Annotated in this window: 16 protein-coding genes; 10 read left to right on the forward strand and 6 right to left on the reverse strand. The window is 68.8% G+C overall.

The genetic code is table 11. The features are described 5' to 3' along the window. Positions 1-25: 25 nt before the first annotated feature. Positions 26-1345, reverse strand: coding sequence for an SPFH domain-containing protein (locus AC07PA_RS16755; RefSeq protein ID WP_494606809.1), 1320 nt, complete (start codon positions 1343-1345; stop codon positions 26-28). A 227-nt stretch (positions 1346-1572) separates the two neighbouring features. Between AC07PA_RS16755 and AC07PA_RS16760 the strand changes: the two genes are divergently transcribed. The 3 genes from AC07PA_RS16760 (at position 1573) to AC07PA_RS16770 (ending at position 4984) form a co-directional block, all read left to right on the forward strand. Continuing rightward, the gene (locus AC07PA_RS16760; RefSeq protein ID WP_145697068.1) at positions 1573-2298 is read left to right on the forward strand and encodes a response regulator; all 726 of its coding nucleotides are present in this window, start codon (positions 1573-1575) and stop codon (positions 2296-2298) included. After that, positions 2295-4445 (forward strand): sensor histidine kinase, encoded by a 2151-nt coding sequence (locus tag AC07PA_RS16765; RefSeq protein ID WP_494606807.1) that lies wholly within the window; start codon positions 2295-2297, stop codon positions 4443-4445. The genes AC07PA_RS16760 and AC07PA_RS16765 overlap by 4 nt, the downstream gene beginning before the upstream one ends. Positions 4446-4594: 149 nt before the next feature. Then, the gene (locus tag AC07PA_RS16770; protein ID WP_007850950.1) at positions 4595-4984 is read left to right on the forward strand and encodes a hypothetical protein; all 390 of its coding nucleotides are present in this window, start codon (positions 4595-4597) and stop codon (positions 4982-4984) included. A gap of 18 nt (positions 4985-5002) precedes the next feature. Here AC07PA_RS16770 and rpe read toward each other — a convergent pair whose 3' ends face one another. Next, positions 5003-5683, reverse strand: coding sequence for a ribulose-phosphate 3-epimerase (rpe, locus tag AC07PA_RS16775; protein ID WP_007850948.1), 681 nt, complete (start codon positions 5681-5683; stop codon positions 5003-5005). Between the two features lie 29 nt (positions 5684-5712). Between rpe and apaG the strand changes: the two genes are divergently transcribed. The 5 genes from apaG (at position 5713) to AC07PA_RS16800 (ending at position 11995) form a co-directional block, all read left to right on the forward strand. Continuing rightward, entirely contained in the window at positions 5713-6120 is a 408-nt protein-coding gene (gene apaG / locus AC07PA_RS16780) for a Co2+/Mg2+ efflux facilitator ApaG/CorD (RefSeq protein WP_007850946.1), read from the forward strand. After that, positions 6117-8105 (forward strand): transporter-like protein TlpB, encoded by a 1989-nt coding sequence (gene tlpB / locus AC07PA_RS16785; protein ID WP_494606804.1) that lies wholly within the window; start codon positions 6117-6119, stop codon positions 8103-8105. The genes apaG and tlpB overlap by 4 nt, the downstream gene beginning before the upstream one ends. Before the next feature lie 333 nt (positions 8106-8438). Next, positions 8439-9698 carry a cation:proton antiporter gene (locus AC07PA_RS16790; RefSeq protein ID WP_494606802.1) on the forward strand — a complete coding sequence of 420 codons (1260 nt, stop codon included), beginning with the start codon at positions 8439-8441 and terminating at the stop codon, positions 9696-9698. Next, positions 9695-10819: a YbdK family carboxylate-amine ligase gene (locus AC07PA_RS16795; RefSeq protein ID WP_007850937.1), complete on the forward strand. Its 1125-nt coding sequence runs from the start codon at positions 9695-9697 to the stop codon at positions 10817-10819. Before AC07PA_RS16790 ends, AC07PA_RS16795 begins: the two co-directional genes overlap by 4 nt. A 192-nt stretch (positions 10820-11011) precedes the next feature. After that, entirely contained in the window at positions 11012-11995 is a 984-nt protein-coding gene (locus tag AC07PA_RS16800) for a Bug family tripartite tricarboxylate transporter substrate binding protein (RefSeq protein ID WP_494606800.1), read from the forward strand. A 77-nt stretch (positions 11996-12072) separates the two neighbouring features. On the opposite strand, the gene AC07PA_RS16805 is transcribed toward AC07PA_RS16800, so the two are convergent. Together AC07PA_RS16805 and AC07PA_RS16810 are read right to left on the reverse strand one after the other, a co-directional pair. Next, positions 12073-13341: a glycerate kinase type-2 family protein gene (locus tag AC07PA_RS16805; protein ID WP_494606798.1), complete on the reverse strand. Its 1269-nt coding sequence runs from the start codon at positions 13339-13341 to the stop codon at positions 12073-12075. A 66-nt stretch (positions 13342-13407) separates the two neighbouring features. Beyond that, complete coding sequence (locus AC07PA_RS16810) at positions 13408-14496, reverse strand: tartrate dehydrogenase (RefSeq protein ID WP_494606796.1); 1089 nt, start codon at positions 14494-14496, stop codon at positions 13408-13410. Positions 14497-14611: 115 nt separating this feature from the next. On the opposite strand from AC07PA_RS16810, the gene AC07PA_RS16815 reads away from it, so the two are divergent. Then, entirely contained in the window at positions 14612-15544 is a 933-nt protein-coding gene (locus AC07PA_RS16815; RefSeq protein ID WP_007850930.1) for a LysR family transcriptional regulator, read from the forward strand. Between the two features lie 8 nt (positions 15545-15552). Here AC07PA_RS16815 and AC07PA_RS16820 read toward each other — a convergent pair whose 3' ends face one another. Further along, complete coding sequence (locus tag AC07PA_RS16820) at positions 15553-15738, reverse strand: hypothetical protein (protein WP_494606794.1); 186 nt, start codon at positions 15736-15738, stop codon at positions 15553-15555. A gap of 158 nt (positions 15739-15896) precedes the next feature. Here AC07PA_RS16820 and AC07PA_RS16825 point away from each other — a divergent pair, with 158 nt between their 5' ends. Next, the gene (locus AC07PA_RS16825) at positions 15897-16775 is read left to right on the forward strand and encodes a LysR family transcriptional regulator (RefSeq protein WP_494606792.1); all 879 of its coding nucleotides are present in this window, start codon (positions 15897-15899) and stop codon (positions 16773-16775) included. A gap of 33 nt (positions 16776-16808) precedes the next feature. On the opposite strand, the gene AC07PA_RS16830 is transcribed toward AC07PA_RS16825, so the two are convergent. Continuing rightward, entirely contained in the window at positions 16809-23786 is a 6978-nt protein-coding gene (locus AC07PA_RS16830; protein WP_494606790.1) for an ExeM/NucH family extracellular endonuclease, read from the reverse strand. Positions 23787-23910 lie beyond the last annotated feature (124 nt).

The following is a 23910-nucleotide window of genomic DNA, read 5'->3' on the forward strand; positions in this document are numbered from 1 at the left end:
AGGGTGAGGGTGGTGCGGTTCATGCTCATTGCTCCGTGGCTTGGGCGGCGGCTGCGTCGTCGGCATTGGCCTGTGCGGCCACGGCCTGGGCATTGCGGTTGCCGCCCAGCAGCGCGGCACCAATGAAGTCGCCATTGGTCGGCGGGGGCGCGATGATGACCTGGATCTTGTCCGAGAGCTTGTCGGCCAGCGTCTTCTGGATCAGCAGCGGGTGGCGCGTGACCAGGGCACCCTCGCGCGCCATCTGCTCGGCGTTGACCTTGCCGATGCGGTCCATGCGGTAGGCCTCGGCCTCGGCCAGCTTCTGGCGCGCATCGGCTTCGCCGTTGGCTTCGATGCGGCGCGCCTGGGCGCTGCCCTCGGCGGCCTTGATGCGCGAGACCTTCTCGGCTTCGGCTTCGAGCTGGCGCTGCTCGATCTGGCGCTGCTTGAAGGGCAGCACATGCTTCATGGCTTCTTCCTGGGCGCGGGCGGCGATCACCTGCTCGCGCGCGGCGGCCTCGGCGGCCACCTCGCGGCGCACCTTGTCGGCACTGGCGTCGAGCTCGGTTTCCTTCACGCGCTTGTCCTTGAGTTCCAGCGTGTAGCGCATCTTCTCGGAGGCCAGTTCCTCGGCCAGCAGGCTGTCCATGCCGCGGCGGTATTCGGCGGGCAGGTCTACCTTGCCGATCTGCACGTGGCGCAGCAGCACGCCGTCGGCGGCCAGGCGGGTGCGCAGCTCGGTTTCGATGATCTGCTGGATCTCGGCGCGCTTGGTCGAGAAGATCTCGCGCACCGTGTAGCGGGCAAACACCTTGTAGATCAGGCCCTGCACGGCGGGCTCGACGATCTCGGCACCGATGTTGTCGGGCAGGCTGCCCGAACGCGAGGCCACGCTGGCGGGGTCGAGCGCATAGCGCACGCCCAGGTCCAGGCCGAAGGACAGGCCTTCGACCGACTGCAGCGGTGCGCCGCCATTGGCCTGGCGCATCTGCTCGGGGCGGTAGGTCTGGTCGCGCAGGGAGAACACGCGCACGCTGTGCAGGCCGGGCAGCACCCAGACGCTGCCGTCGCGCCACGGGTTGACCGAGCCGGTGACCTGGTTCACGCGCACACCGAGTTCGCCCTGGTCCAGGTGCTGCACCGGGGGATTCCTGTAGACCATGGCACCGGCAGCCACCACCGCCGTACCGGCGACGAGCCAGCCGATGACCCGGGGCGATGGCAGGGCCAGGGGGCGGGAGGCAGCCAGGGGAGCGATCGCGGCGGTCTCGTCCTGCACGCCGTCCAGGGTGGGCTCCACGGCAGGGGCGGAGGCAGGGGTGCGGCGCAGGGCGCGGACGATACGGTTCCAGGTGGCTTTCATGGTGTTTCCCTCTTCAGTTCGGTTCGGTGGGTGGCTGTCTGCAGCCCCGTTGATCCGTGCTGCATTGGTGTCCAATTCTTCGCATTCCCCCCGGAAGCAACAATGCGGCGCCCCCACCAAAGCGCTCACACCGGCCGTGCAAACGTTCCGGCCGCGGAAGAAAAACTCACACCGCTGCCGGCAGGGGGCCGGGATAATCCGCGCAGGACCACTTCCAGAGCCCGTCCATGACCCGCATTGCCGTGATCGAAGACGACCTGCCCACCAGCAACCAGCTGGCCGGCTGGATCCGCAGTGCGCGCAGCGGCATCGTGATCGACCAGTGGTTCACCCGCGACGAGGCCGAGGCGGCCCTGGCGCGCGAGCACTACGACGCAGTGGTGCTGGACATCGAGCTCGGCCGCGAGCGCCATGCCGGCGTGGCGCTGATCAACGCCATCAACAAGCTGCGCCAGGGCACGCCGGTGCTGGTGGTCTCGGCCATGCCGGCGGCCATCTACCGCAGCATCATGAAGGCGCTGGACGCCTGGGACTACCTGCAGAAGACGACCTTCGAGGAGGCCGATTTCATCGAGACCTTCCTCGACATCCTGCGCACCACGCAGGCGGCGCAACCCGCCGCCGTCGCGGCGGTCGCTCCCGGCGATGCGCTGGTGCTGGACCCGCTGTGGCAACGCAGCCCCACCTGGCGCGGCGAACGCATCAACCTGCCGCTCACGGCGCAGCGCATCCTGGCCACGCTGCACCAGCGCAGCGGCGAGGTGGTGTCGTACGACGAGCTGTTCGAGGTGGTCAAGAGCGGGCGCAACCGCGACAACGTGCGCAAGCACGTGAGCACCATCCGCGAGGCCCTGCGCGAGGTGGACCCGGGCTTCGAGGGCATCGAGAATGTGCCCATGCGCGGCTTTCGCTGGGTCGGCTCGCCGCTGGCGCAGGGCCGCCTGAAGACATGATCAAGCGCCTGCTGCGCCCCGGCCTGGAGATGCCCCGGCTCGAGATGCCGCGCCTGGGCCTGCCGGCCTTTCGCCTGCGCATCCTCGTGCGCAGCGTGTTCATCCTGCTCGCGGTGGCCACCGTGGCGCTCAGTGTGGTGCTGCTGCGCGAAGAGAAGGAGCGCGCCTGGCAGAGCTACCAGCACGGCTTTCAGCGCAGCCAGGCCGAGGTGATGGCGCGGCTGCGCCACCCCTCGGGACAGCTGGCGCTGCTCAACTCGGCCAGCCTGGACCAGGGGGCCACGCCGCTGGCCCCGCTGCTGCTGCCCTACTCGGCCATCGATTTCGACGACCAGAACAAGGCCCAGCAGGCGGTGGAGATGGCCGGCTGCTCGGTGCTGTACCCCGATGGGTCTTCGGTCTGCGCGGCCATCGGCAACAACCCGTACGCGGGCGGCTTCATCTACATCGTGGGCAGTTTCTATGCGGGGGAGCTGGCCGCGCGCGAGCGCGGCGCGCTGGACCTGGCCGGCGTGCACCGCGCCCGCGTGACGCTGGACATGCGCGGCACCACCAGCCGCTGGGTGGCACCGTTCGAGGCCATGGCACCGGCCAGCGGCACGGCAGCCGGCACCAGCCCCGGAGCGCGTGGCCGGCTCACGGGCTTTGTGGACGCAGGCAGCGACACCCTCGATGTGCGCGCGCGCCCGGTGCGCGATTTCCGCGGCTGGCTGTGGCAGAACGGCCAGTGCCGCGACCTGGCCGGTGCAGCGCCCGACTGCCAGCGCCGCAGCTTCTATTCCATCCGCCTGCCGGTGGAGCTGTTCCGCGAAGCGCTGTTCCGCAAGGACCAGCGCCTGGTGTGGCCGCCCGAGGACCTGGGCAGCATGCGCGTGCGCGTGGAGATGCTCGCGCCCGGTGAGGGCCCGGCCCTGTTCGACAGCAATGCCCCCGGTGCGCAACCCGGCGCCTCGCTGGCGGAAGTCACGCGCAGCCTGCTTCCCGGCGAGAAGGTGCAGGTGCGCAAGATGGGCGAAGGCGAGGAGCGCGCGCTCACCCTCAAGGGCAGCGAGGTGCAGGCCGAGCCCTCGGCGCCCTGGCTGATCCGCCTGGTGAGCTGGCTGCCGCTCGATGCGCCCGATGCGCGCGCCACGCCGGCGGGCCTGGATATCCTCGATACGCCCACGGGCAACTATGTGGTCAGCTTCACCGGCAACCTGCGCGGGCTGGAGCAGGGCCTGGCGGCGGTGGCCACGCGCATGTCCTGGTACCTCGGGGCCATGCTGACGGCGATCGCGCTGGCCTGGCTGATCGTGGAAGTGGGGCTGCTGCGCCGCGTGACCGCCCTCACCCGCCGCGCGGCCGCCGTCTCCTACAACGTGCAGGACGGGCACATCGGCCCGCGCCTCGGGGACCTCGACGTCTCGGACCTGCGCGGCTCGGACGAGCTCGGGATTCTTGCGGGCGGCCTGGCCGACCTGCTGCAGCGCGTGAAGGACGACATCCAGCGCGAACAGCTGCGCGCCCAGCAGGAGCGCGACATGTGGCACGCCGTGGGCCACGAGATCATGTCGCCGCTGCAGTCGCTGATGGTGCTGCACGGCGGGCCGGGCGACCCGGGGCACCGCTACGTGCAGCGCATGCAGCAGGCGGTGCACGTGCTCTATGGCACGGCCTCGCCGGCCGAGGCGCTGCAGGCGGCCGACGTGCCGCAGGGCCGGCTGGACCTCGACGCCTTCTTGCGCCATGTGGCGGACAACGCGCACTTCGCGGGCATCGTGGACGTGGTGTACCCCGGAGGCGCCGGCGCAGTCATCGTGCGTGCCGACGAGTTTGCGCTGGAGGACGTGGTGACGCACATCCTGCGCAATGCCGACCGCTACCGCCCCGCGGGCACGGCCATCACGCTCACGCTCACGGCGTCGGAATCCACCGCCAGCGCCACGCTGCACAACGTGGGGGCCACGATTGCCGACGACCTGCTGGGCCGCATCTTCGAGCTTGGTGTGTCCGACCCCGACCTGCCCACGCCCGTGGGCGAAGGCGAGCACCGGGGCCAGGGGCTGTTCGTGGCCAAGACCTACATGGCCAAGATGGGCGGCACGATCAATGCGCGCAACACGGCCGATGGGGTGGCGTTCATTCTGACGTTCCAGCGGCTGGGCTAGGCAAGGCCGCAGGAAGAAGGCGCCACGGCGCACGGCCGGGGTGGGCGCTGTCCGACAGGGTGCCAGGGGATGCGGGGCTACGCTGCATCCATCCTTTTGCAACTTGGTTGCACCCCTGTCATTTGCGCCCTGCGCAAGGAGCCCTCGCCATGAAACGTTTCGCTTTTTTCGCCCCAGTCCTCACTGCTGCCCTGCTGGTGGCTTCTGGCGCCGCTTCGGCCCAGACAGCTTCTTCGGAGGCCACTGCCCGCTATGAGCAGGACCGCCAGAAGTGCATGACCAACAACACCCAGGACAGCATGGCGACCTGCATGCGCGAGGCCACCAACGCGCTCGATGCATCGCGCAAGGGCCAGCTGAGCGACCCCGGCCCTATCGCCGCAGCCAACGGCACCGACCGCTGCAATGCCTTCCAGAACGCGCAGGAGCGTTCGGAGTGTGTGCGCCGCGTCGAGAGCAGTGCCGTGAGTGGCTCGGTCTCTGGCGGCGGCGTGCTGCGCGAATCAACGACGACCACGATCATCGTTCCCGCCAAGTAAAGATCGCCTGCGGCGAATTCAACCCAGCTGCAGACGCATGGCGTCGATGACGCCCTTGTAGTCCGGCTTGCCGAAGATGGCGCTGCCTGCCACGAAGGTATCGGCCCCTGCATCCGCCACCCGGCGGATGTTGTCCGTCTTGATGCCGCCATCCACTTCCAGGCGGATGTCCTTGCCGGAAGCGTCGATGCGGCGGCGCACGTCCTCGATCTTGCGCAGGGCGGAGTCGATGAAGCTCTGGCCTCCGAAACCGGGGTTGACGCTCATGATCAGGATCAGGTCGATGTCGTCGATCACCCAGTCCAGCACGTCGAGCGGCGAGGCCGGGTTGAACACCAGGCCGGGCTTGACGCCCTTGGAGCGGATGGCCTGGATGCTGCGGTGCACATGGCCCGAGGCATCGGGGTGGAAGCTGATGTAGTCGGCGCCGGCATCGGCAAACGCGGCTGCCAGGGCATCCACGGGTTGGATCATCAGGTGCACATCCACCGGAATGGCGGTTCCATCGGCCGTTTTGGCGTGCGGCTTGAGCGCCTGGCACACCATGGGGCCGAAAGTGAGGTTGGGCACGTAATGGTTGTCCATCACGTCGAAGTGGATCCAGTCCGCTCCGGCGGCAATGACATTGCGCACTTCTTCGCCCAGGCGGGCGAAATCGGCGGAGAGGATCGAGGGGGCTATGCGAAAAGGTCGGCTCATGCCCCGATTGTCGCAGTTACCATTCGCCCATGCCAAAGTACCAGTTTGACGTGCAGGTGCAGCCCGAGTACCTGCCGGAGCAGTCTGCCCCGGACACGGGAGTGTTCAGCTTCGCCTACACGATCACCATCACCAATGCCGGGGATGCGCCCGCGCAGCTGATCTCCCGCCACTGGATCATCAGCGATTCGCGCGGCCACACCGAGGAGGTCAAGGGCCTGGGCGTGGTGGGGCACCAGCCCCTGCTCAAGCCCGGTGAGTCGTTCCAGTACACGAGCGGTTGCCGCCTGCGCACGGCCAGCGGCACCATGCACGGCACCTTCCACTGCGTGGGCGAGGAAGGCGAGCCTTTCGACGCCAAGGTGGACCTGTTCATGCTGGAGGCGATCAACCAGGGGCCTTCGGGGCAGCCCCTGACCGGCCGGGTGCTGCATTGAGCCGCAGCGTCGACCTCGCCAGCATCCTGGCACAGCTGGACCCCGCCGCCGACCTGGCGCACCGCCACCTGTGGCTGATCGGCCTGCTCGACTGGGTGCGCGGCAAGCGCGACTCGGTGCCGGGCGCCATCGGCCGGCTGCAGCTGTTCCTGGATGCGGTGGAAGCCCGCCCCGAGGTGCAGGCCAAACTGCAGGCTTGGTGGGCGGTGCTGGTGGACACGGTGGACATCACCACCCTGCTGGCCGATTTCGGCTTTGCGCCGCGCACGGCGCTGGCCAGCGAGGTGGCCGAGCGCCTGCGCACCAAGCTGCTGCCGGCGAGCCCCGAGACCATCGATGCCTCGGAACTGTTCATGCTGGCCCTGCCGGGCGGGTTCGACGCCCAGTGGGTGGCCGCGCTGGAAGAGGCCCAGCTCACGCGCCTGGTGCACCTGCTGGCGCCCACGGACACGGGTGGCGCCTCGCGCTGGCAGAAGGCGTTGCTCGACGCCATCACCTACTGCGCAGGGCAGATCCTCTCGACCGGCTTTGCGCCCGAGCTGCGCCTGCGCATGAGCGAGGCGGCGCGCGAGTCCCAGCCCTTCCATGCCCTGATCCACGACGTGGAGAGCCTGCGCGTGGAAGTGCTGCACGGCCTGCGCACGCCCGAGCGACTCGATGCCGCCGTGCAGCGCCTGCGCGAGCGGCTCGAGGCCTGCCGCGCGGCGGCCGCGACTGTGTACACGCATTTCGAGGACAACGGCATCTCGGTCGGCCTGGTGTTCCGCCTGCGCCAGCTGCGCGAGCGCATCCTGCGCGTGCGCCTGCTGCTCGACTGCCTGCTGTCGCCCCAGCCGGCGCTGACGGCCGCCAAGCTCATGGCCAGCCTGGTGCTGGTGGGGCAGGAGCGGCGCAGCCTGCGCGCGCTGTTCGCCTCCAACTCCTCGCTGCTCGCGGCCAAGGTGGCCGAGCGCAGTGCCGAGACGGGCGAGCACTACATCACCCGCACGGGCGCCGAGTACCGCTCCATGGTGAAGAAGGCAGCGGGGGGCGGGGCGCTGATGGCCTTCACCACGCTGGCCAAGTTCGGCCTGTATGCGCTGGCACTGTCGGCCTTTTGGGGCGGCTTCTGGGCGGGGGTGAACTACGCCACCACCTTCGTGCTGATCCAGCTGCTGCACCTCACGGTGGCCACCAAGCAGCCGGCGATGACGGCCCCGGCCATGGCCGCCAAGCTCAAGGAGCTCGGGGCCAGCGATGCCATCGAATCCTTCGTCGACGAGATCACCCACCTGGTGCGCTCGCAGGTGGCGGCGGTGCTGGGCAATGTGCTCGTGGTCTTCCCGGCCGTGCTCGTGCTGGCCCTGCTGATCGCACAGGCCACCGGGGCGCCGGCCATCACGGCCAGGCAGGCCGAGCATGTGTTCGAGTCATTGCACCTGCTCGGGCCTTCGCTGTTCTTCGCGGCCTTTACCGGGGTGCTGCTGTTCCTGTCGAGCATCATCGCGGGCTGGACGGAGAACTGGTTCGTGCTGCACCGGCTGGACTCGGCCATGCACTACAACCCGCGCATCACCGGGCTGCTGGGCCATGCGCGCGCAGCCCGCTGGGCGCGCTTCCTGCGCGAAAACCTCTCGGGCTTCGCGGCCAACATCTCGCTCGGCTTCATGCTCGGCCTGGTGCCGGCCATCGCGGGCTTCTTCGGCCTGGGCCTGGACGTGCGGCACGTGACGCTGTCCACGGGGCAGATCGGCGCGGCCTGCGCGGCCCTGGGCCTGGCCGTGGTCCATATGCAGGCCTTCTGGTGGGCCGTGGCGGCCATTCCGCTGATCGGTGCGCTCAACGTCACGGTGAGCTTCTACCTGGCCTTCAGCCTGGCGATGCGCGCGCAGAACGTGAGCGGCGTGGACCGCTCGCGCATCTACGCCGCCATCCGCCAGCGCCTGGGCTCGGCCCCCTTGAGCTTCTTCATGCCGGGGCGTGGGCGCACAGCCCCCGCGCCTTGAAACACCCCGCAACAGACTGCGCACAGCTCCTTACAAAGCTCGAAACTGTCCTACAAGAAGCACGGATGGAGACAGTTAAATTAGGCGCACCCTGGCAGGCCTCGGCCGGTGCGCAAAGCCGAAGCGGTTCCTGAGGTCTCTGCGGGGTACGTTAAGGTAACGGTGCGCCAGCCGCTGTCTGTCGGCTGGGCCATGGCTTTGCACCATGCCGCGCCGCACCGATGTGATCTGGCCGGTACCGCCTGGCACGGGCCACCGCACCGGTGGTGCCGTGCTGCCGAAGAATCAACCCGCGGGCGCCTGCCGTGCCCGCGCCATGCAGAGGTCACCTACATGAATGAAATCCTGAGCTTCTGGGCGCAGTGGCTGCGCCCCTCGGCCGGGCTCCCCACCGTGCAATGGTCCCTGCTGCTGGCCGTGGCCGCCGTGGCGGGCTACCTGTGCCAGCGCCATACCGGCCTGCCCAAGGTAGTGGGCTATTCGCTGGTGGGCACGGCTGCGGGCCTGGCCGGCTTCAGCGGCGCGCTGTGGCCGCTGCAGGGCATCGGCCTGTTCCTGCTGGAGCTCGGGATCGCGCTGGTGCTGTTCGAGTGCGGCGGGCGCATTCCGCTGCGCTGGTTCCGCCACAACCCCATGGTGCTGGTGCAGAGCATCGCCGAATCCACGCTGACCTACTTCGCCGTGTACTGGGTGCTGGTATGGCTCAACCAGCCCACCCAGGTGGCCGGCCCGCTGGCCCTGGTGGCGCTGGCCGCCTCGCCCGCCGTGCTGACGCGCGTGGTGGCCGACACGCGCGCTGCCGGCCCGGTGACCGAGCGCGCCATCGTGCTCGCCACCCTGTCCACGCTGTACGCGCTGACCCTGGGCAGTGCCCGCGCCGAGCAGATCAATCGCCAGAGCCTGACGCTTCTGGACACCATGTACCCCGTGGTGGTGGTGCTCGGCGTCTCGGTGGTGGTGGCGGCCGCGCTGGCGCTGGTGATGCGCATGGCGCTGCGCATCATGAGCCCGGCCAGCGAAAACACCTCCATGCTGCTGCTGGCGCTGATTGCGGCCGGCACGGCCGTGGCCGCGCACATGGGCGGATCGGCCCCGCTGGCCGCACTGCTGGGCGGCATCCTGCTCAAGCAGGTGAACCCGCGCCCCTGGGCCTGGCCGCGCCAGCTGGGCAATGCGTCCTCGCTGCTGACCATGCTGATGTTCGTGCTGGTCTCCACCGTGGCCGCGCAGGCCGACTGGAGCGGCCCGGTGGCCGGCGTGGTGCTGGCCCTGATCGCCGTGCGCCTGGTGGCCAAGGTGCTGGGCGTGGCCCTGGGCAACGTGGGCAGCGGTGCCAGCTGGCGCCAGGCGCTGTGGGTCGGCGGCGCGATGACGCCCATGTCCTCCATCGCCCTGCTGATCGCCTCGCAGTTCGTCGTGGCCTCGCCTTCCACCGGCCACCTGATCGCCCGCGTCGCCCTGCCCGCCATCCTGCTGATGGAGGTGCTGGGCGCGGTGATCGCCACCGTGGCCATCTACCGCGCAGGAGAGAGTTCGAAACCCTGGGCGCCCCTGTCGAACACCACCACCAGCAGCAACGGAGACAACGCGTGAGCCTCGAAGCCTTCAACCATTCCGAACCGCTGACGCTGGGCGTCGAGCTGGAGCTGCAGCTCGTCAACACCAACGACTACGATCTCGCGCCCTACGCCGAGGACATGCTGCGCCTGATGCACAAGACACCGCTGCCCGGCAGTGTGGTGCCCGAGATGACGAACAGCATGATCGAGATCTCCACCGACATCTGCCACTCGGCCAGCGAGGTGCTGGGCCAGCTCACGCCGATCCGCGACGCGCTGGTCAAGAGCGCCGACAAGCTCAACATCGCCGTGGTGGGCGGCGGCACGCACCCCTTCCAGCAGTGGCACGAGCGGCGCATCTACGACAAGCCGCGCTTTCGCGAGCTGTCGGAGCTGTACGGCTACCTGTCCAAGCAGTTCACCATCTTCGGCCAGCACGTGCACATCGGCTGCCCCGATGCCAATGCCGCGCTGCTCATGCTGCACCGCATGTCGCGCTACATCCCGCACTTCATCGCGCTGTCGGCATCGAGCCCCTATGTGCAGGGCCAGGACACGGCCTTCGACTCGGCACGCCTGAATTCGGTGTTCGCCTTCCCGCTGTCGGGCCGGGCACCGTTCGCGCTGACCTGGGAGGACTTCACGGCCTACTTCGACAAGATGACGCGCACCGGCGTGGTCAAGAGCATGAAGGACTTCTACTGGGACATCCGCCCCAAGCCGGAGTTCGGCACCATCGAGATCCGCGTGTTCGACACGCCGCTGACCATCGAGCGCGCCGCGGCCCTCGCGGGCTATGTGCAGTCGCTGGGTGCCTGGTTCCTCGCGGACCAGCCCTTCATGCCCGAAGAGGACGACTACCTGGTCTACACCTACAACCGCTTCCAGGCCTGCCGCTTCGGCATGGATGCGGTCTACGTGGACCCGTCCACCGGCGACCATATGCCGCTGCGCGAGCACATCATGATGACCATGGACAAGATCGCCAGCCACGCCGCCATGCAGGGCGCGGCCAATGCCATGCACATGCTGCGCACCGAGACCGAGGCCGGCCAGAACGACGCGCGCTGGCTGCGCGAGCGCCAGCGCGAGGAGCAGTTGCTGGCAGAGGTCAGCCGCCAGGCCGCGCAGCGTTTTCGCGGCGCGCACGCCTGAGCGGTCGGCCCCGGGGCGGCCATGGCCCTGAGTGCAATGCCACCGGGACCGGCCTGATTGTTCACCTGCAGTTAAGGGCGAATTAACTTCGCGCCCGCGCACTCCAGACCTGCCCACGCATGATGGTGCCACGCACCGCAGCACCCGACTGCGGGCTTCCCCGACCGGGGAAAACCATCAGGAGACAGGACCATGAACGCCCCCCATTCACCTCGCGCAAGGCTGACGGCGCTCGCCGCGCTCGCCCTGGGCCTTGCCGCCCCCGCCGCCTTCGCCCAGGCCTGGCCCACCAAGCCCATCAGCCTGGTGGTGCCGTTCCCGCCCGGAGGCAGTTCCGACGTGCTGGCGCGCGCGCTGACGGACCGGCTCGGGCAGAGCCTGGGCCAGGCGGTGATCGTCGAAAGCCGCCCCGGCGCCGGTGCCACGCTGGGGGCGGACTACGTCTCCAAGGCCAAGGCCGATGGCTACACCCTGCTCATGGGCGCGGTGCACCACACCATCGCCACCAGCGTGTACCGCAAGCTGCCCTACGATTTCGAGAAGAGCTTCGCGCCCATCATCACGGTGGCGCTGGTGCCCAATGTGCTGGTGGTGAATGCCAAGTCCACAGCCACCGATGTGAAGGGTGTGGTCGCGCTGGCCAAGGCCGCGCCGGGCAAGTTCTCGTACGGCTCCAACGGCAACGGCACGGTGCAGCACCTGATCGGCACGAAGTTCGCCGGCCTGGCCGGCGTGGACCTGCTGCACGTGCCCTACAAGGGCAGCGCGCCGCTGACCACCGACCTGCTGGGCGGGCAGATCGACATGTCCTTCGACACCCTCACGCCGGTGGTGCAGCACATCAAGGCGGGCAAGCTGCGCGCCGTGGCGGTGACGACGGCCAAGCGCTCGAGCACCCTGCCCGACGTGCCCACGCTCGCGGAATCGGGCATGAAGGAATTCGACCAGGGCACCTGGTTCGGCATCCTGGCGCCCGCAGGCACGCCCAAGGAGGTGGTCACGCGCCTGAACACCGAGCTTGTGAAGATCATCCAGTCCCCGGACTTCAGGAAGCGCATGGAGGAGATCGGCGCCGAGCCCATCGGCAACACGCCGACCGAGATGGAGGCCCAGATCCGCAATGACACGGCCAAGTACGCCCGGCTGGTGAAGGAGGCGAAGGTTTCCATCGACTGAAGCACGCGGTGGCGCCCGGGAGACCGGGCCCTGCGCTGTCCCACAGGGTGCAGGCTCTGGCAGAGCCTGCACCTTTTTCACGGGATCAGGATCGCGCGGAAGTCGTTCACGTTGGTCAGCGTGGGGCCGGTGACGATGGCATCGCCCAGGGCCTCGAAGAAGCCGTGGCCGTCGTTGTCGTCGAGCCGGTCGCGGGCGCGCAGGCCCAGGGCGATTGCCCGAGCAAGGGTATCGGGTGCGAGCGTGGCGCCGGCGATTTCCTCCTGGCCATCCACGCCATCGGTATCACCGGCCAGGGCATGGATGCCGGGCTCGCCTTCGAGCGCGATGGCCAGGGCCAGCAGGAATTCCACGTTGCGTCCGCCACGCCCCTGGCCCCGCAGGGTCACCGTGGTCTCGCCGCCCGACAGCAGCACGCAGGGCCTGGCAAAGGGCTGGCCGCGCCGTGCCACCTGCAGCGCGATGCCCGCGAGCACCTGGGCCACATCGCGCGACTCGCCCTCGATCGCATCGCCCAGGATGTGGGCGTTCCACCCCGCTTCGCGTGCCACCATGGCAGCGGCTTCGAGCGCCATCTGCGGCGTGCAGACGAGACGGGTCTCGATGGCGGGAAGGCCGGCATCGCCGGGCTTGGGCGTTTCGCCCGCACCGCTGGCCAGCAGGTCGAGCGCGGCCGGCGGCACCGCGATGCCATGGCGGCGCAGGATGGCGAGCGCGTCGGCGCAGGTGCTCGGGTCCGGCACGGTGGGCCCGGAGGCGATGTCGGCCGGATCGTCGCCCGGCACGTCGGAGAGCAGCAGGTTCACCACGCGCGCGGGCGCGCAGGCCAGCGCCAGCCGCCCACCCTTGAGGGCCGAGAGGTGGCGCCGCACGCAGTTCATCTCGGCGATGCTGGCGCCGCTGGCCAGCAGGCTGCGGTTGATGGCCTGCTTGTCGGCCAGCGTGATGCCTGGCAAGGCCAGCGGCAGCAGCGAGGAGCCTCCGCCGGAGATGAGGCACAGCACCAGGTCGTCGGCCGTGAGGCCGGCAACCAGGGCCCGCATGCGGCGTGCCGCCTGCTCACCTGCCGCATCGGGCACGGGGTGTGCAGCCTCGACGATCTCGATGCGCTGGCAGGGCACGGCATGGCCGTAGCGTGTGACCACCAGGCCCGACAGCGGCCCGGGCCAGTGGTCTTCGACCGCACGCGCCATGGCGGCCGAGGCCTTGCCCGCACCAATGACCACGAGCCGCCCCCTGGGCGGCAGCGGCAGGTGGGGTGGAACGCACAGCGCCGGCTGTGCGGCTGCGATGGCTGCGTCGAACATGCGGCGCAGCAGGGCTTGCGGGGTGTCCCCATGCATCATCGGATTCCTGTCGGCCCGCGGCGAAGCAGGCGGGGCGCGCATGGCCCCGAGGGAGAGGTGCGGACCTCAAGCAGCCTTGCGCTGTGCCTGCACACCCAGTTGTGCGCAGACGGCATCGGTCACCTGGGCGGTGGTCGCGCTGCCGCCCAGGTCCCGTGTGTGCAGGGCCGGGTTGGCGGTCACGGACTCCACGGCGGTCATCACCTGTGCGGCGGCGGCGTGCTCGCCCAGGTGCTCGAGCAACATCACCACCGACCAGAAGGTGCCCACCGGGTTGGCCAGGCCCTTGCCCATGATGTCGAAGGCCGAGCCGTGGATGGGCTCGAACATCGAGGGGTAGCGGCGCTCGGGATCGATGTTGCCGGTGGGCGCGATGCCCAGGCTGCCGGCCAGCGCGGCGGCCAGGTCGCTCAGGATGTCGGCGTGCAGGTTGGTGGCGACGATGGTGTCCAGCGTGGCCGGGCGGTTGACCATGCGCGCCGTGGCTGCGTCGACCAGTTCCTTGTCCCATGCCACGTCGGGGAATTCCTTCGCGATCTGTACCGCGATCTCGTCCCACATCACCATGGCATGGCGCTGGGCATTGCTCTTGGTGACCACGGTGAGCAGCTTGCGCGGCCGTGACTGGGCCATGCGGAAGGCATAGCGCATGATGCGCTCGACCCCGGCGCGCGTCATCATCGACACGTCGGTGGCGGCCTCGATGGGGTGGCCCTGGTGCACGCGCCCGCCGACACCGGCGTACTCGCCTTCGGAGTTCTCGCGCACGATGACCCAGTTGAGGTCGTCGGGCCCGCAGCGCTTGAGCGGACCGTCGATGCCCGGCAGGATGCGCGTGGGCCGCACGTTGGCGTATTGGTCGAAGCCCTGGCAGATCTTCAGCCGCAGGCCCCAGAGCGTGATGTGGTCGGGGATGTGCGGGTCGCCGGCCGAGCCGAACAGGATGGCGTCCTTGCCGCGCAGGGCATCGAGCCCGTCCGCGGGCATCATCACCCCGTGGGCGCGGTAGTAGTCGCCGCCCCAGCCGAAATCCTCGAACTCGAAGCGGAAGGAGGACTGGGCGGCGGCCAGGGCCTGCAGCACCTGCCGGCCCGCGGGCACGACCTCCTTGCCGATGCCGTCACCGGGAATGGTCGCGATCTGGTAGGTCTTCATGGGGCGTCTCCGTGCGGGATGTGAATCGGTGCCGCCACTGTAGGAACACCGCAGGCCTTGCGCTCACGCTAATATTCAATCCATCGTTAACCTGGATTCAACAATGGGAGGCACGATGGGCAAGGGCATCCAAGCCGCGGACCTGGGCTTCTTCTCCTCGCTGGCCAGCGCCGGCAGCCTGAGCGCTGCCGCGCGTGAGATGGGCATCACCACGCCGGCCGTGAGCAAGCACCTGGCGCTGATGGAGTCTCGGCTCGGGGTGGCGCTGGTGAACCGCACCACGCGGCGCATGGGCCTCACGCCCGAGGGTGAGCTGTACCTGGAGAACGCGCGGCGCATCCTGGGCGAGATCGATGGCATGGAGGAGCTGCTGGGGGTTTCCAAGGCGGTGCCCAAGGGCCTGCTGCGGGTGAACGCCACGCTGGGCTTCGGACGCAGCCATGTGGCGCCACTGATCTCGCAATTCGTGCGCAAATACCCCGAACTGGAAGTGCAGCTGCAGCTGTCGGTCAACCCGCCGGCGCTGACCGAAGACGCGTTCGACGTCTGCATCCGTTTTGGCGCACCGCCGGACTCGCGTGTCATCGCGCGGCACCTGGCGCCGAACCGCCGGCTCCTCTGCGCGTCCCCGGCCTACCTGGCCCAGCATGGTATTCCCAAGGTGCCCAACGACCTCACCAAGCACAACTGCATCGGCATCCGCCAGGGCGAGGAGGCCTACGGCGTGTGGCGGCTCTCCAGCGGCCGGGGCCGCAGCGTCCAGGTCGAGGCGGTCAAGACGCGTGGCAGCCTCACCACCAACGATGGGGAGATCGCCGTGAACTGGGCCCTGGACGGCCACGGTATCCTGATGCGCGCACAGTGGGACATCGAGCGCCATCTGCGCAATGGCCGGCTGGTGCCGGTACTGCCCCAGTACTTCACGCCCGATGCGGACATCTACGCCATCTACCCCCAGCGCCACCAGTTGGCGGCGCGGGTGCGCGCCTTCGTGGATTTCGTGGGGCACGCGTTCTCCCAGCCGCCGGGCACGACCCAGGCCGGGTAGCGCTGCGCTCAGGCGCGCCATCCATGCGGGCGGTGCCACCAGTGCCGGCCTGCGCCCAGCAACCGGCTCCAGCCGCGCCACAGCATGCCGGGGGCGCTCCACAGCGCTTCGTTGCGCAGCCTGTTCGCCTGCTGCACCGCCGCCTGCTTGCAGCGCAGGTAATCGGACAGTTTCCATTCAGTGTGCGGCGGCATGGGGGCCTCCCTTTCCAAGATGCCGCGACTGTAGGAAAGGCAAGTCCTCGGGGAAACGCCCCGGGCTGCAACAGCGCTTTGCGCCGGCTGCAAAGCCGCCCTCGCCCTGCGATGGGTGCCGCTACCATTGGCCCATGCGCGATATCCGCTTTGAAGACATGCACCTCTTCGTCCGTGTGGCGGACCTGGGCTCGCTCTCGGCCGTGGCACGCGAGCGCGACGTGCCCGTGAGCCAGGTGTCACGCACGCTGGCGCGCATCGAGAAGGCATGCAATGCGCGGCTGATCCACCGCTCGACCCACGGCCTCACGCCCACGGCCGAGGGGTTGACCTTTCTCGAGTACTGTCGGCGCCTGACCAGCACCATGGACGAGCTCGAAGGCGAGTTCGCCAGCCAGAGCGGCCAGGCCAGCGGCTCGGTACGCGTGGCCGCCAGCTCGGTGGTGGCCGAACACCTGCTGATCCCCAGTTTCGACAGCCTGCAGCAGGCGCACCCGTTGCTGCGCGTGGAACTGGTGGTGGACGACCGCATGGCCGACATGGCGCGCGATGGCATCGACATCGCCATCCGCACCGGCCCTCCGACCAGCGACACGGTGGTGGCCCGCCCGCTGGGCACCCTGGTGCGCCGGCTCTATGCCACGCCGGCCTACCTGCAGGCCCACGGCACGCCGCAGCACCCGGACGAGCTGCACCGCCACCGGCTCATCACCAACAGCGCCGTGGCCCAGCTCAACCGCTGGCCCTTCATCGTCGACGGTGAACCGCATGTGGTGGTGGCCGACGGGCACTGGCGCTCCGGCAGCACCGGCATCACGGCGCGCCTGGCGCTGCAAGGCCTGGGCATTGCACGGCTGGCCACGCTGGTGGCCGAGCCGCTGGTGCAGCAGGGCGTGCTGGCGCCCGTGCTGCGCGCGTGGGTCGACGAGCAGCCCTCGCCGATCCACGCCATCACGCTCACGCGCAGGCACCGCCTGCCCAAGATCAAGGCCTGCATCGACCACTGGGCCCAGTGGTTCGCGGGCCCGCCGGCCTGACGCAGGCCAGGCCGGCATACACCCCTGCGGCGCTCAGAATGCGCTGGCGTCCAGCGGCTGCACCACACCCACCAGCTCGGCCAGGCCTTCCGTGGCGATCGGCAGCTTGGCCACTGCCGCCAGAAAGGCGCCCTGCGTGGCATAGGCCTTGCCAGGGCCGATCAGCGATGCGAACTCCTGCACCTGCTGGGCCGTGGGGGCCACGCCCGTGACGCTCTGGAACAGGAAGCCCACCAGACCATCGTTGCCGATGCCGGGGGCCAGCGCATCGATGAAGGACTGGGCCAGCGCGTCCAGGCCCGCCATGCTGTCGGCCTTGTGCACCCACTGGCTCAAGGCTGCGGTGTCCGGCTTCTGGCCGAAGATGGTGTAGGCCAGGGCCAGCATCTGGCCGGTCTTGCCGCCCTCGCTGGTCGCGCTGGGCAGCGCCACATCGAAGGCGAACAGGCTGCCCTGCAGCTCCACACGCTCCACGCCGCTCAGGGTGACGGGGCCCGTGGGGGTGTTGATCACTACCTTGCCGCTGCTGTCCTGGCTGATGCCCAGGCGCAGCACGTCGGCCAGCGTCGCGGAGACCACCACCGTGTCCACGCCCGAGCCGCCCGTCACCGTGTCGGCGCCGCCGCCGGTGACCACGCGGGTCAGGGGCAGGTTCGGCACGACGATGGTGTCGTTGCCACTGGAGCCCTGCAGCGTGGCGGGTTCGCCAGGCGCCGTGGGGGGAATGACGGGGATGGTCGGCGGGGTGGGCGTGCCACCGCCACCGGATGCGGGCGTGCTGTCGAGGTTGAGGCCGATCAGGATCGGGTTGTGGTCGCTCGAACGGTAGGGGTCGGCATTGAAGTAGCTGGCGTCCTGCGCGTCGTTCTTGTTCTCCATGTTGTAGTCGAGCACCGCCGGCTCTTCGGCGTTGATGCCCCACTTGTAGGTGCCGCTCACCTGGCCGGCCAGGCTGCCGCTGGCCAGCGCATGGTCGAGCGAGCCCCAGAGGCCGTCGAACGAGTAGGAGTTGCCCGTGGACACCTTGCTGTAGCCGTTGGCCGCCAGCTTGGTGATGGGGTCTTCCTTGGCATAGGCGTTGAAGTCGCCGACCAGCAGCACGTCGCTGTCGGTGGTGCCGGTGGGCTTGGTGGCCAGCCAGGCGGACAGGTCCTCAGCGGCCTTGACGCGGGCCAGGTTGTTGGCGCCCTGGCCATCGCCGATGTCGGCATCGAGCACGCTGCCCTTGGACTTGAAGTGGTTCACCACCACGGTGAATTCTTCGTTGTCGGCGTTGGACTTGAAGGTCTGGGCCACCGGGACGCGGCTGCCGAAGGCGGCCGAGAACGCGGTGTACACGGTGGGGTCGGCCACGGCGGCCTGGCCCACCGGGGTCACCTTGCCGGGCTTGTAGACAATGGCCACCATGATGGCATCGGTGCCTGCGGTCGCAGCATCTCCGGCCTTGGCGCCATCGTTGTAAGGCGCCTTGATGTAGGCATAGGTGCCTGCACCGGCCTTGGCGTTGAGCGCATCCACCAACGCGTCGAGGGCACTGCTGCCGTCGGCGAAGCCGTTGTTCTGCACCTCCATCAGGCCCAGCACATCGGCGTCCATGCCCACCAGGTTCTCCACCACCTTGGCCTGCTGGCGTGCCAGTTCGGCGCTGTTGGTGGCACCGCGGCCGGATTGCGTGGCGCCGTCGGGTGTGGTGAAGCTGCCGGTGCCCAGCGTGGTGAAGTAGTTGAGCACGTTGGCCGAGCCGACCTTGATCTCGGCATTGCGGATGCTGGCCGGGATGTCGGCCACGGTGGGACGCGCGTCGCCCGTGAAGTTCACGGCCTGCGTGGGCTGCACGCGGTAGCTGGTTTCGTGCGTGGCGGCGGCCGCGTCAACCAGTTGGTCGACGATGCCGGTCACGCTGGCCACGCTGTCGCCCGCGCGCAGCGTATTGCTGGCCGACAGCGGCTGGCCGCCGCGGCCGATGTGGGTCGCGGGGTTCTGCGAGCCGTTCAGGTCGTCCAGGATGATCTGGTCCTTCTTGAGTTCGGCCAGGTAGTCGGTGTTGCCGCTGACGCTGGGCGCATGCAGTTCGGTGTACTGCGACTGCACGGCGTCCGAGGTCAGCGTGACCTGGCCGTACTGGCCCAGGTTGTAGTTGTCGGTGACCACCAGCTTGCCGCCGGCGGTGCCGGACTGCACGGTCACCAGCATGCCTTCGTAGGCCTCCCAGTCCACAGCGCTGGCCACGGGCAGCGTGACCACCGCCGCAGCGGGCAAGCCGGCGTTGTCCTGCACCAGCGTGAAGCCCGTGGGGGCGGTAAGCTGCGTCTGGCCGCGGAAGTCGGCCACCGTGCCCTTGATGCGCACCTTGTCGCCCACGCTGTTCGCATCCAGGCCCGCGATGGGGGTGCTGCCGTAGTAGACGAAGATGCCTTCGGAGGTGCCGGCATTGCCGTCGTAGTCGGCCGTCTCTTCCTGCACGTAGAAACCCTGCAGGTTGGGCGCGTAGCCGGTCACGATGCCTTCGATGGTGACCGTGTTGCCCATGAGCAGCGCGGTGTCGGTGCTGCCCTGGATCTCGTGGATCCTGGTGATCGGGGCTTCGTCGGTGCGGACCAGCCCTTGCGCAGCGCCGCCGATGATGGTGGTGCCCGCCGATGCGCCCGACAGCGTGACGGTGAAGGCCTCGTCCTGCTCCAGTTGGGTGTCGCCCTGCACGCCGATGGTGATGGTCTTGCTGGTTTCGCCGGCCGCGAAGCTCACGCTGCCCGAGGGCAGTGCACCGCCCACAAAGTCATCGGCCGCCACGGGAGAGCTGCCCGAACCCGCCACGGCCCACTGCACCGAGGCGGCGGCCGAGGCATCGCCCGCGCGCGTCACGGTGAAGGTGTAGTTGGTGGTGCCGCTGTTACCTTCCGGCTTGTCGGCGCTGGTGGCGGCGATGGAGACCACCGGGCCTGTGAAGCTTTCGATCTTGAAGTCGTCCACGCGCCAGCTCGAGGCGGTGTTGGAGCCCGTGCCCGATGCCTGGTACTGGAACGCGAAGTGGACATTTGCGCCCTGGATGGTCGAGAGGTCGATCAGGCCCGAAGGCGTGGTCGTCTGGCTGTCTGCCGGCGAATGGGTGTAGGAAAGCTGCGTCCAGGTGGCGGCCGTGGGGTCGCCCGAGCCGCTGTAGTTGGTGGAGTAGTAGAGCTTGACCTCGGGGTCGGCGATGCCGGTGTCGGCAAAGCGCGTCCAGGTGCTGAAGCTCAGGAACTCGGCGCTCGTGCCGTCGAGGTTGAAGGCCTTGGAGACCAGCCAGTCGTTGGCATTGGCGGTGTCGCCAAAGCCGTTGACCTCGGCGGTCTTGGTGGCCGCGCTGTAGTACCAGCTGCTGGCCGCGTCGGCGTCCTTGCTGAACACCGTGAACTCGCTGAAGCCTGCGGCGTTCTCGAAGGTCTGCGTGTAGCTCGGGGCCGCGCCCGGTGGAAGGGCCGGGGCACTGGTCAGGCCCGGCGATCCGATGTTGGCCGGCGTTCCGGTCTGCGCGAAGGCGCCCAGCTGGCCGGCCACGGCAGCCTTGTAGGTCGGGTTGGTGGTGGACAGGCCGTCCCACACGGCCGAGGTGGTGGCCGTGCCGCCGAAGGCCACGCCCGCGTGCTCGGAGCCGGTCACCGCGCCGCCACCGGTCTTGGACATGGGCGCCACCGCCGTGCTGCCATTGGTGAAGGCAGCGCCGCTGTAGTTGATGGCCGTGGCCACTTGGCCGTTGGCGTCGAGGATCACCACGCCGTCGCCCTTGCCCAGGCCCGGACCGCCCACGGCCACGACGCTGGTGTTGGCATCCAGGCCCCAGGCCGCCTTCAGCGCGGCGGGATCGGTGACTTCACCGGCCACCACCAGCTTGCCGCCGGCAGGGATCTTGGTACCGCTGGCAAACGTGCCCAGCTTGGTCGGATCGGCGGCCGAGTCGGTCCACTTCCAGACAGACAGGTCGATCTCGGTCGTGCCGTAGTTGAACAGCTCGAAGAAGTCGCCCGGGGTGGCGTTGGAATTGACTTCGGTGATCAGCAGCTTGGGCGCTTGAACCACCAGCGTTCCGGGCGAGCCGATGTTGGCCGGCGTGCCGGTCTGTGCAAAAGCGCCCAGTTCGCCCACCACAGCGGCCTTGTAGGTCGGGTTGGTGGTGGAGACGCCGTCCCACACGGCGGATGCGGTGGCCGTGCCACCCACGGCCACGCCCGCGTGCTCTGTCACGCTGACCACGCCCCCGCCGCTCTTGGCCAGCGGGTTCACCGTCGTGCTGCCATTGGTGAACGCGGCGCCGCCGTAGTTGAGGGCAGTCGCCACCTGGCCGCTGCCGTCCAGGATGACCACGCCATCGCCCTTGCCCAGGCCGGGGCCGCCGACGGCGACGACATTGGTGCCGGCGTCCAGGCCCCAGGCGGTCTTCAGTGCGGTGGGGTCCGCCGTCTCACCGGCCACCACCAGCTTGCCGCCGGCGGCGATCTTGGTGCCGCTGGCAAAGCTGCCCATCGTGCCGGAAACGCCTGTGGAGTCGGTCCACTTCCAGCCAGTGAGGTCGATCTCCGTGCTGCCGTAGTTGTACAGCTCGAAGAAGTCGCCGGGCGTGGCGTTGGAGTTGACTTCGGTGATCAGCAGCTTGGGCGCCGGGGCGGCCGAGGTGGTGAAGTTCAGCGCAGCATTGCCCGTGAGGCCGGTCCAGCTGTTGCCGTAGTGGTCCTTGAGGGTGCCGGACACGGCTTCGACGTAGTACGCGGTGCCCGCAGCCAGGTCGGCCGTCGGGTTGATGGTGACGGTATTGAAGGCCACCGTGACCTGGGTCGTGTCGGTGGCGGCGATCGTCGCCACGACGCTGCTGTCGCTGCCCTTCTTGATCACGAAGTCGCCCGTGCCGCGTGCCACGCCCTCATTGAAGCGCAGCACGATGTCGGCGCTCTTGCCAAAGTTGGCGGCATCGTCGGCAGGCGTGCTGCTGGCCAGTGTGGGGCCCGTGCTGTCGGCGACACTGGCGCCAATCTGCACCCAGTTGCCCACGAATTTCTGCTGTGCTGCGGGCAGGTCCTTGGATGCAGTGGAACCGCCCCAGGTGCTGTCGCCATTGTCCTGCAGTAACTGCACCAGGGTGCCCTGGGCCGTGCTCTGCACGTCGACGATGGTCTCGAAGCTGCCGCCTGTGGGGTCGCGCAGGGTATCGAGGTTCACGTCCAGCTCGGTGGGCGTGGTGCCCACGCCGTCCCAGCGGAACAGACGGAAGTCGTGGGTGACTTCGTTGCTCGCCGAGCCCGATGGGCCGGCCAGGATCAGGTAGCTGCCGTCGCCCGCCTTCTCGATGGAACGGATGCCGCGGCCGCCGAGGTTGAGTTCGTGGACGGCGCTGACGTTGGGTGCGGAGCCGCCACTGGTATCCACCAGGCCCGCCACGGCCAGCTCCAGCACCACGGCCTTGTCGCGCGTGTTGGCGTCGGTCTGTGGCGCACGGAAGGCCACCAGCAGCTTGCTGCCGTCCTGCGAGGCGGTCATGCCTTCGATGGAAAAGCCGTTGACGTTCTCGGGGATCACACCGGTGGCCGAAGACACCGCGAAGCCGAAGTAGTTCGCACCCTTGCCGTGCGCATTGCCCTGGTCCCAGGCCACGAGCTGGGCTTCCAGACCGCTGTGCTTGCCCAGGTAGGTGAACTGGGTGTCGGCGCCCGTGCCGGTGATCTGCACGGCCACGATGAATTCGCGGCTGTCCTGGTCCGCACCGCTCTTGTTGTTGCTGTGCGAGCCGGTGAAGTAGAAGGTGTCGCCAATGCGCGTGCCGGCTTCCAGGTCCAGTTCGCCACCATTGCCCAGGGCGGTGCCGTAGTTCCATTCCTTGACGGCCGGTCCGCCGGCACGGTCGTACACGCGCAGCACGCTGGCTTCGTCGTCGCCCACCACCATCCAGTTGGCGTCAAGCGCCAGCGCGGCCGAGGCGTCGGAGCTGCCCGCCGTGGTGCCGGTGTTGGGGCTGAAGGCCTGCTGGCTGCCGGCCGAGCCCAGGTCGGCAAAGTCGATCCTGAGGTTGCTCTTGGTGGCGTTGGTTACACCGGCAGCCGATCCGCCGGTGAAGGCGCCATCGGCAAACGTGACCGTCAGGTTGTTGACGTCGTTGGCGTTGGCATGGCTGTTGGCGGTCCCGGTGAAGCCCAGTTCGGCCGTGGTGGCGCTGGTGCGGGTGAGCACGGCGGTGAGGCCTGCGGGCACATTGCTGACCGTGGCTGCGGACAGCAGGCTGGCGCCATCGGCGCCGGTGAAGGTCTCGCCGGTGAGCGTGATGGTGATCTTGGAACCTGCGGCCAGATGGCCGTCGAAGGCATGGGATTCGTTGATGCTGCCGCTGTAGGCCAGGCTGGGGCCGACGGGCCCGGCGGCGGTGGAGCTCACCACGATGTCGTCGATGCCGATCCATTCATCGTTGCCCACCGCATTGGTGGTGATGATGCGCAGCTGCAGCTGGGCCGCACCATTGGCATCGGCAGGCAATGTGACCGAGACCGGCGTGTCTTTGGTGAGGGACGGGCCGTTCGAGGCGTCCGCCACGGAGGCGGCAGGCACATTGACGAAATTGCCCGTGTTGCCCACGCGGTACTGCAATGCCACGGGCTGGACGGCGTTGTCGGCGGTGGTGTCCACGTCGCGAAGGGTGTAGCTCACCACGATTTCCTTGCGACCAGAGGCATCCAGGTGGACCACCAGGTGCGGCGCGTTGGCCGAACCGGAGCCCTGCAGCCCGACCACAGGATTGGCCAGGCCATCGAATTCGGCAGCACCGCCAGACGAGCTGGTGACCAGCGCCTGGGCAAAGACGCCCACGGTACCGCCCGCCCCATCCGCCACCACGGTCTGCGGGTCGACGCCGGTCGACGCCGTCAGGCCGTTGCCCAGGTATCCCATGATGGAGGGAACACCGCTCCAGTCATTGGCGGTGGTGATCAGCCCGGTATTGGTCCAGTCCTGGCTGAAATTGCTGGTCGACAGGGCGTGGTAGACGGTGGTCATGCTCGTTTCCTCCGCATGCGTGCGGGTGTATAGGTCAATGGGGAGGCGCTGGCGAAAGTCCTTTTCACCGCGCAGGAGGGGTGGGCCTGCGGACAAGGAGTCCGGGCCGCGAACCGCTGACTCT

This window comes from Acidovorax sp. GW821-FHT09B03, from assembly GCF_059418305.1.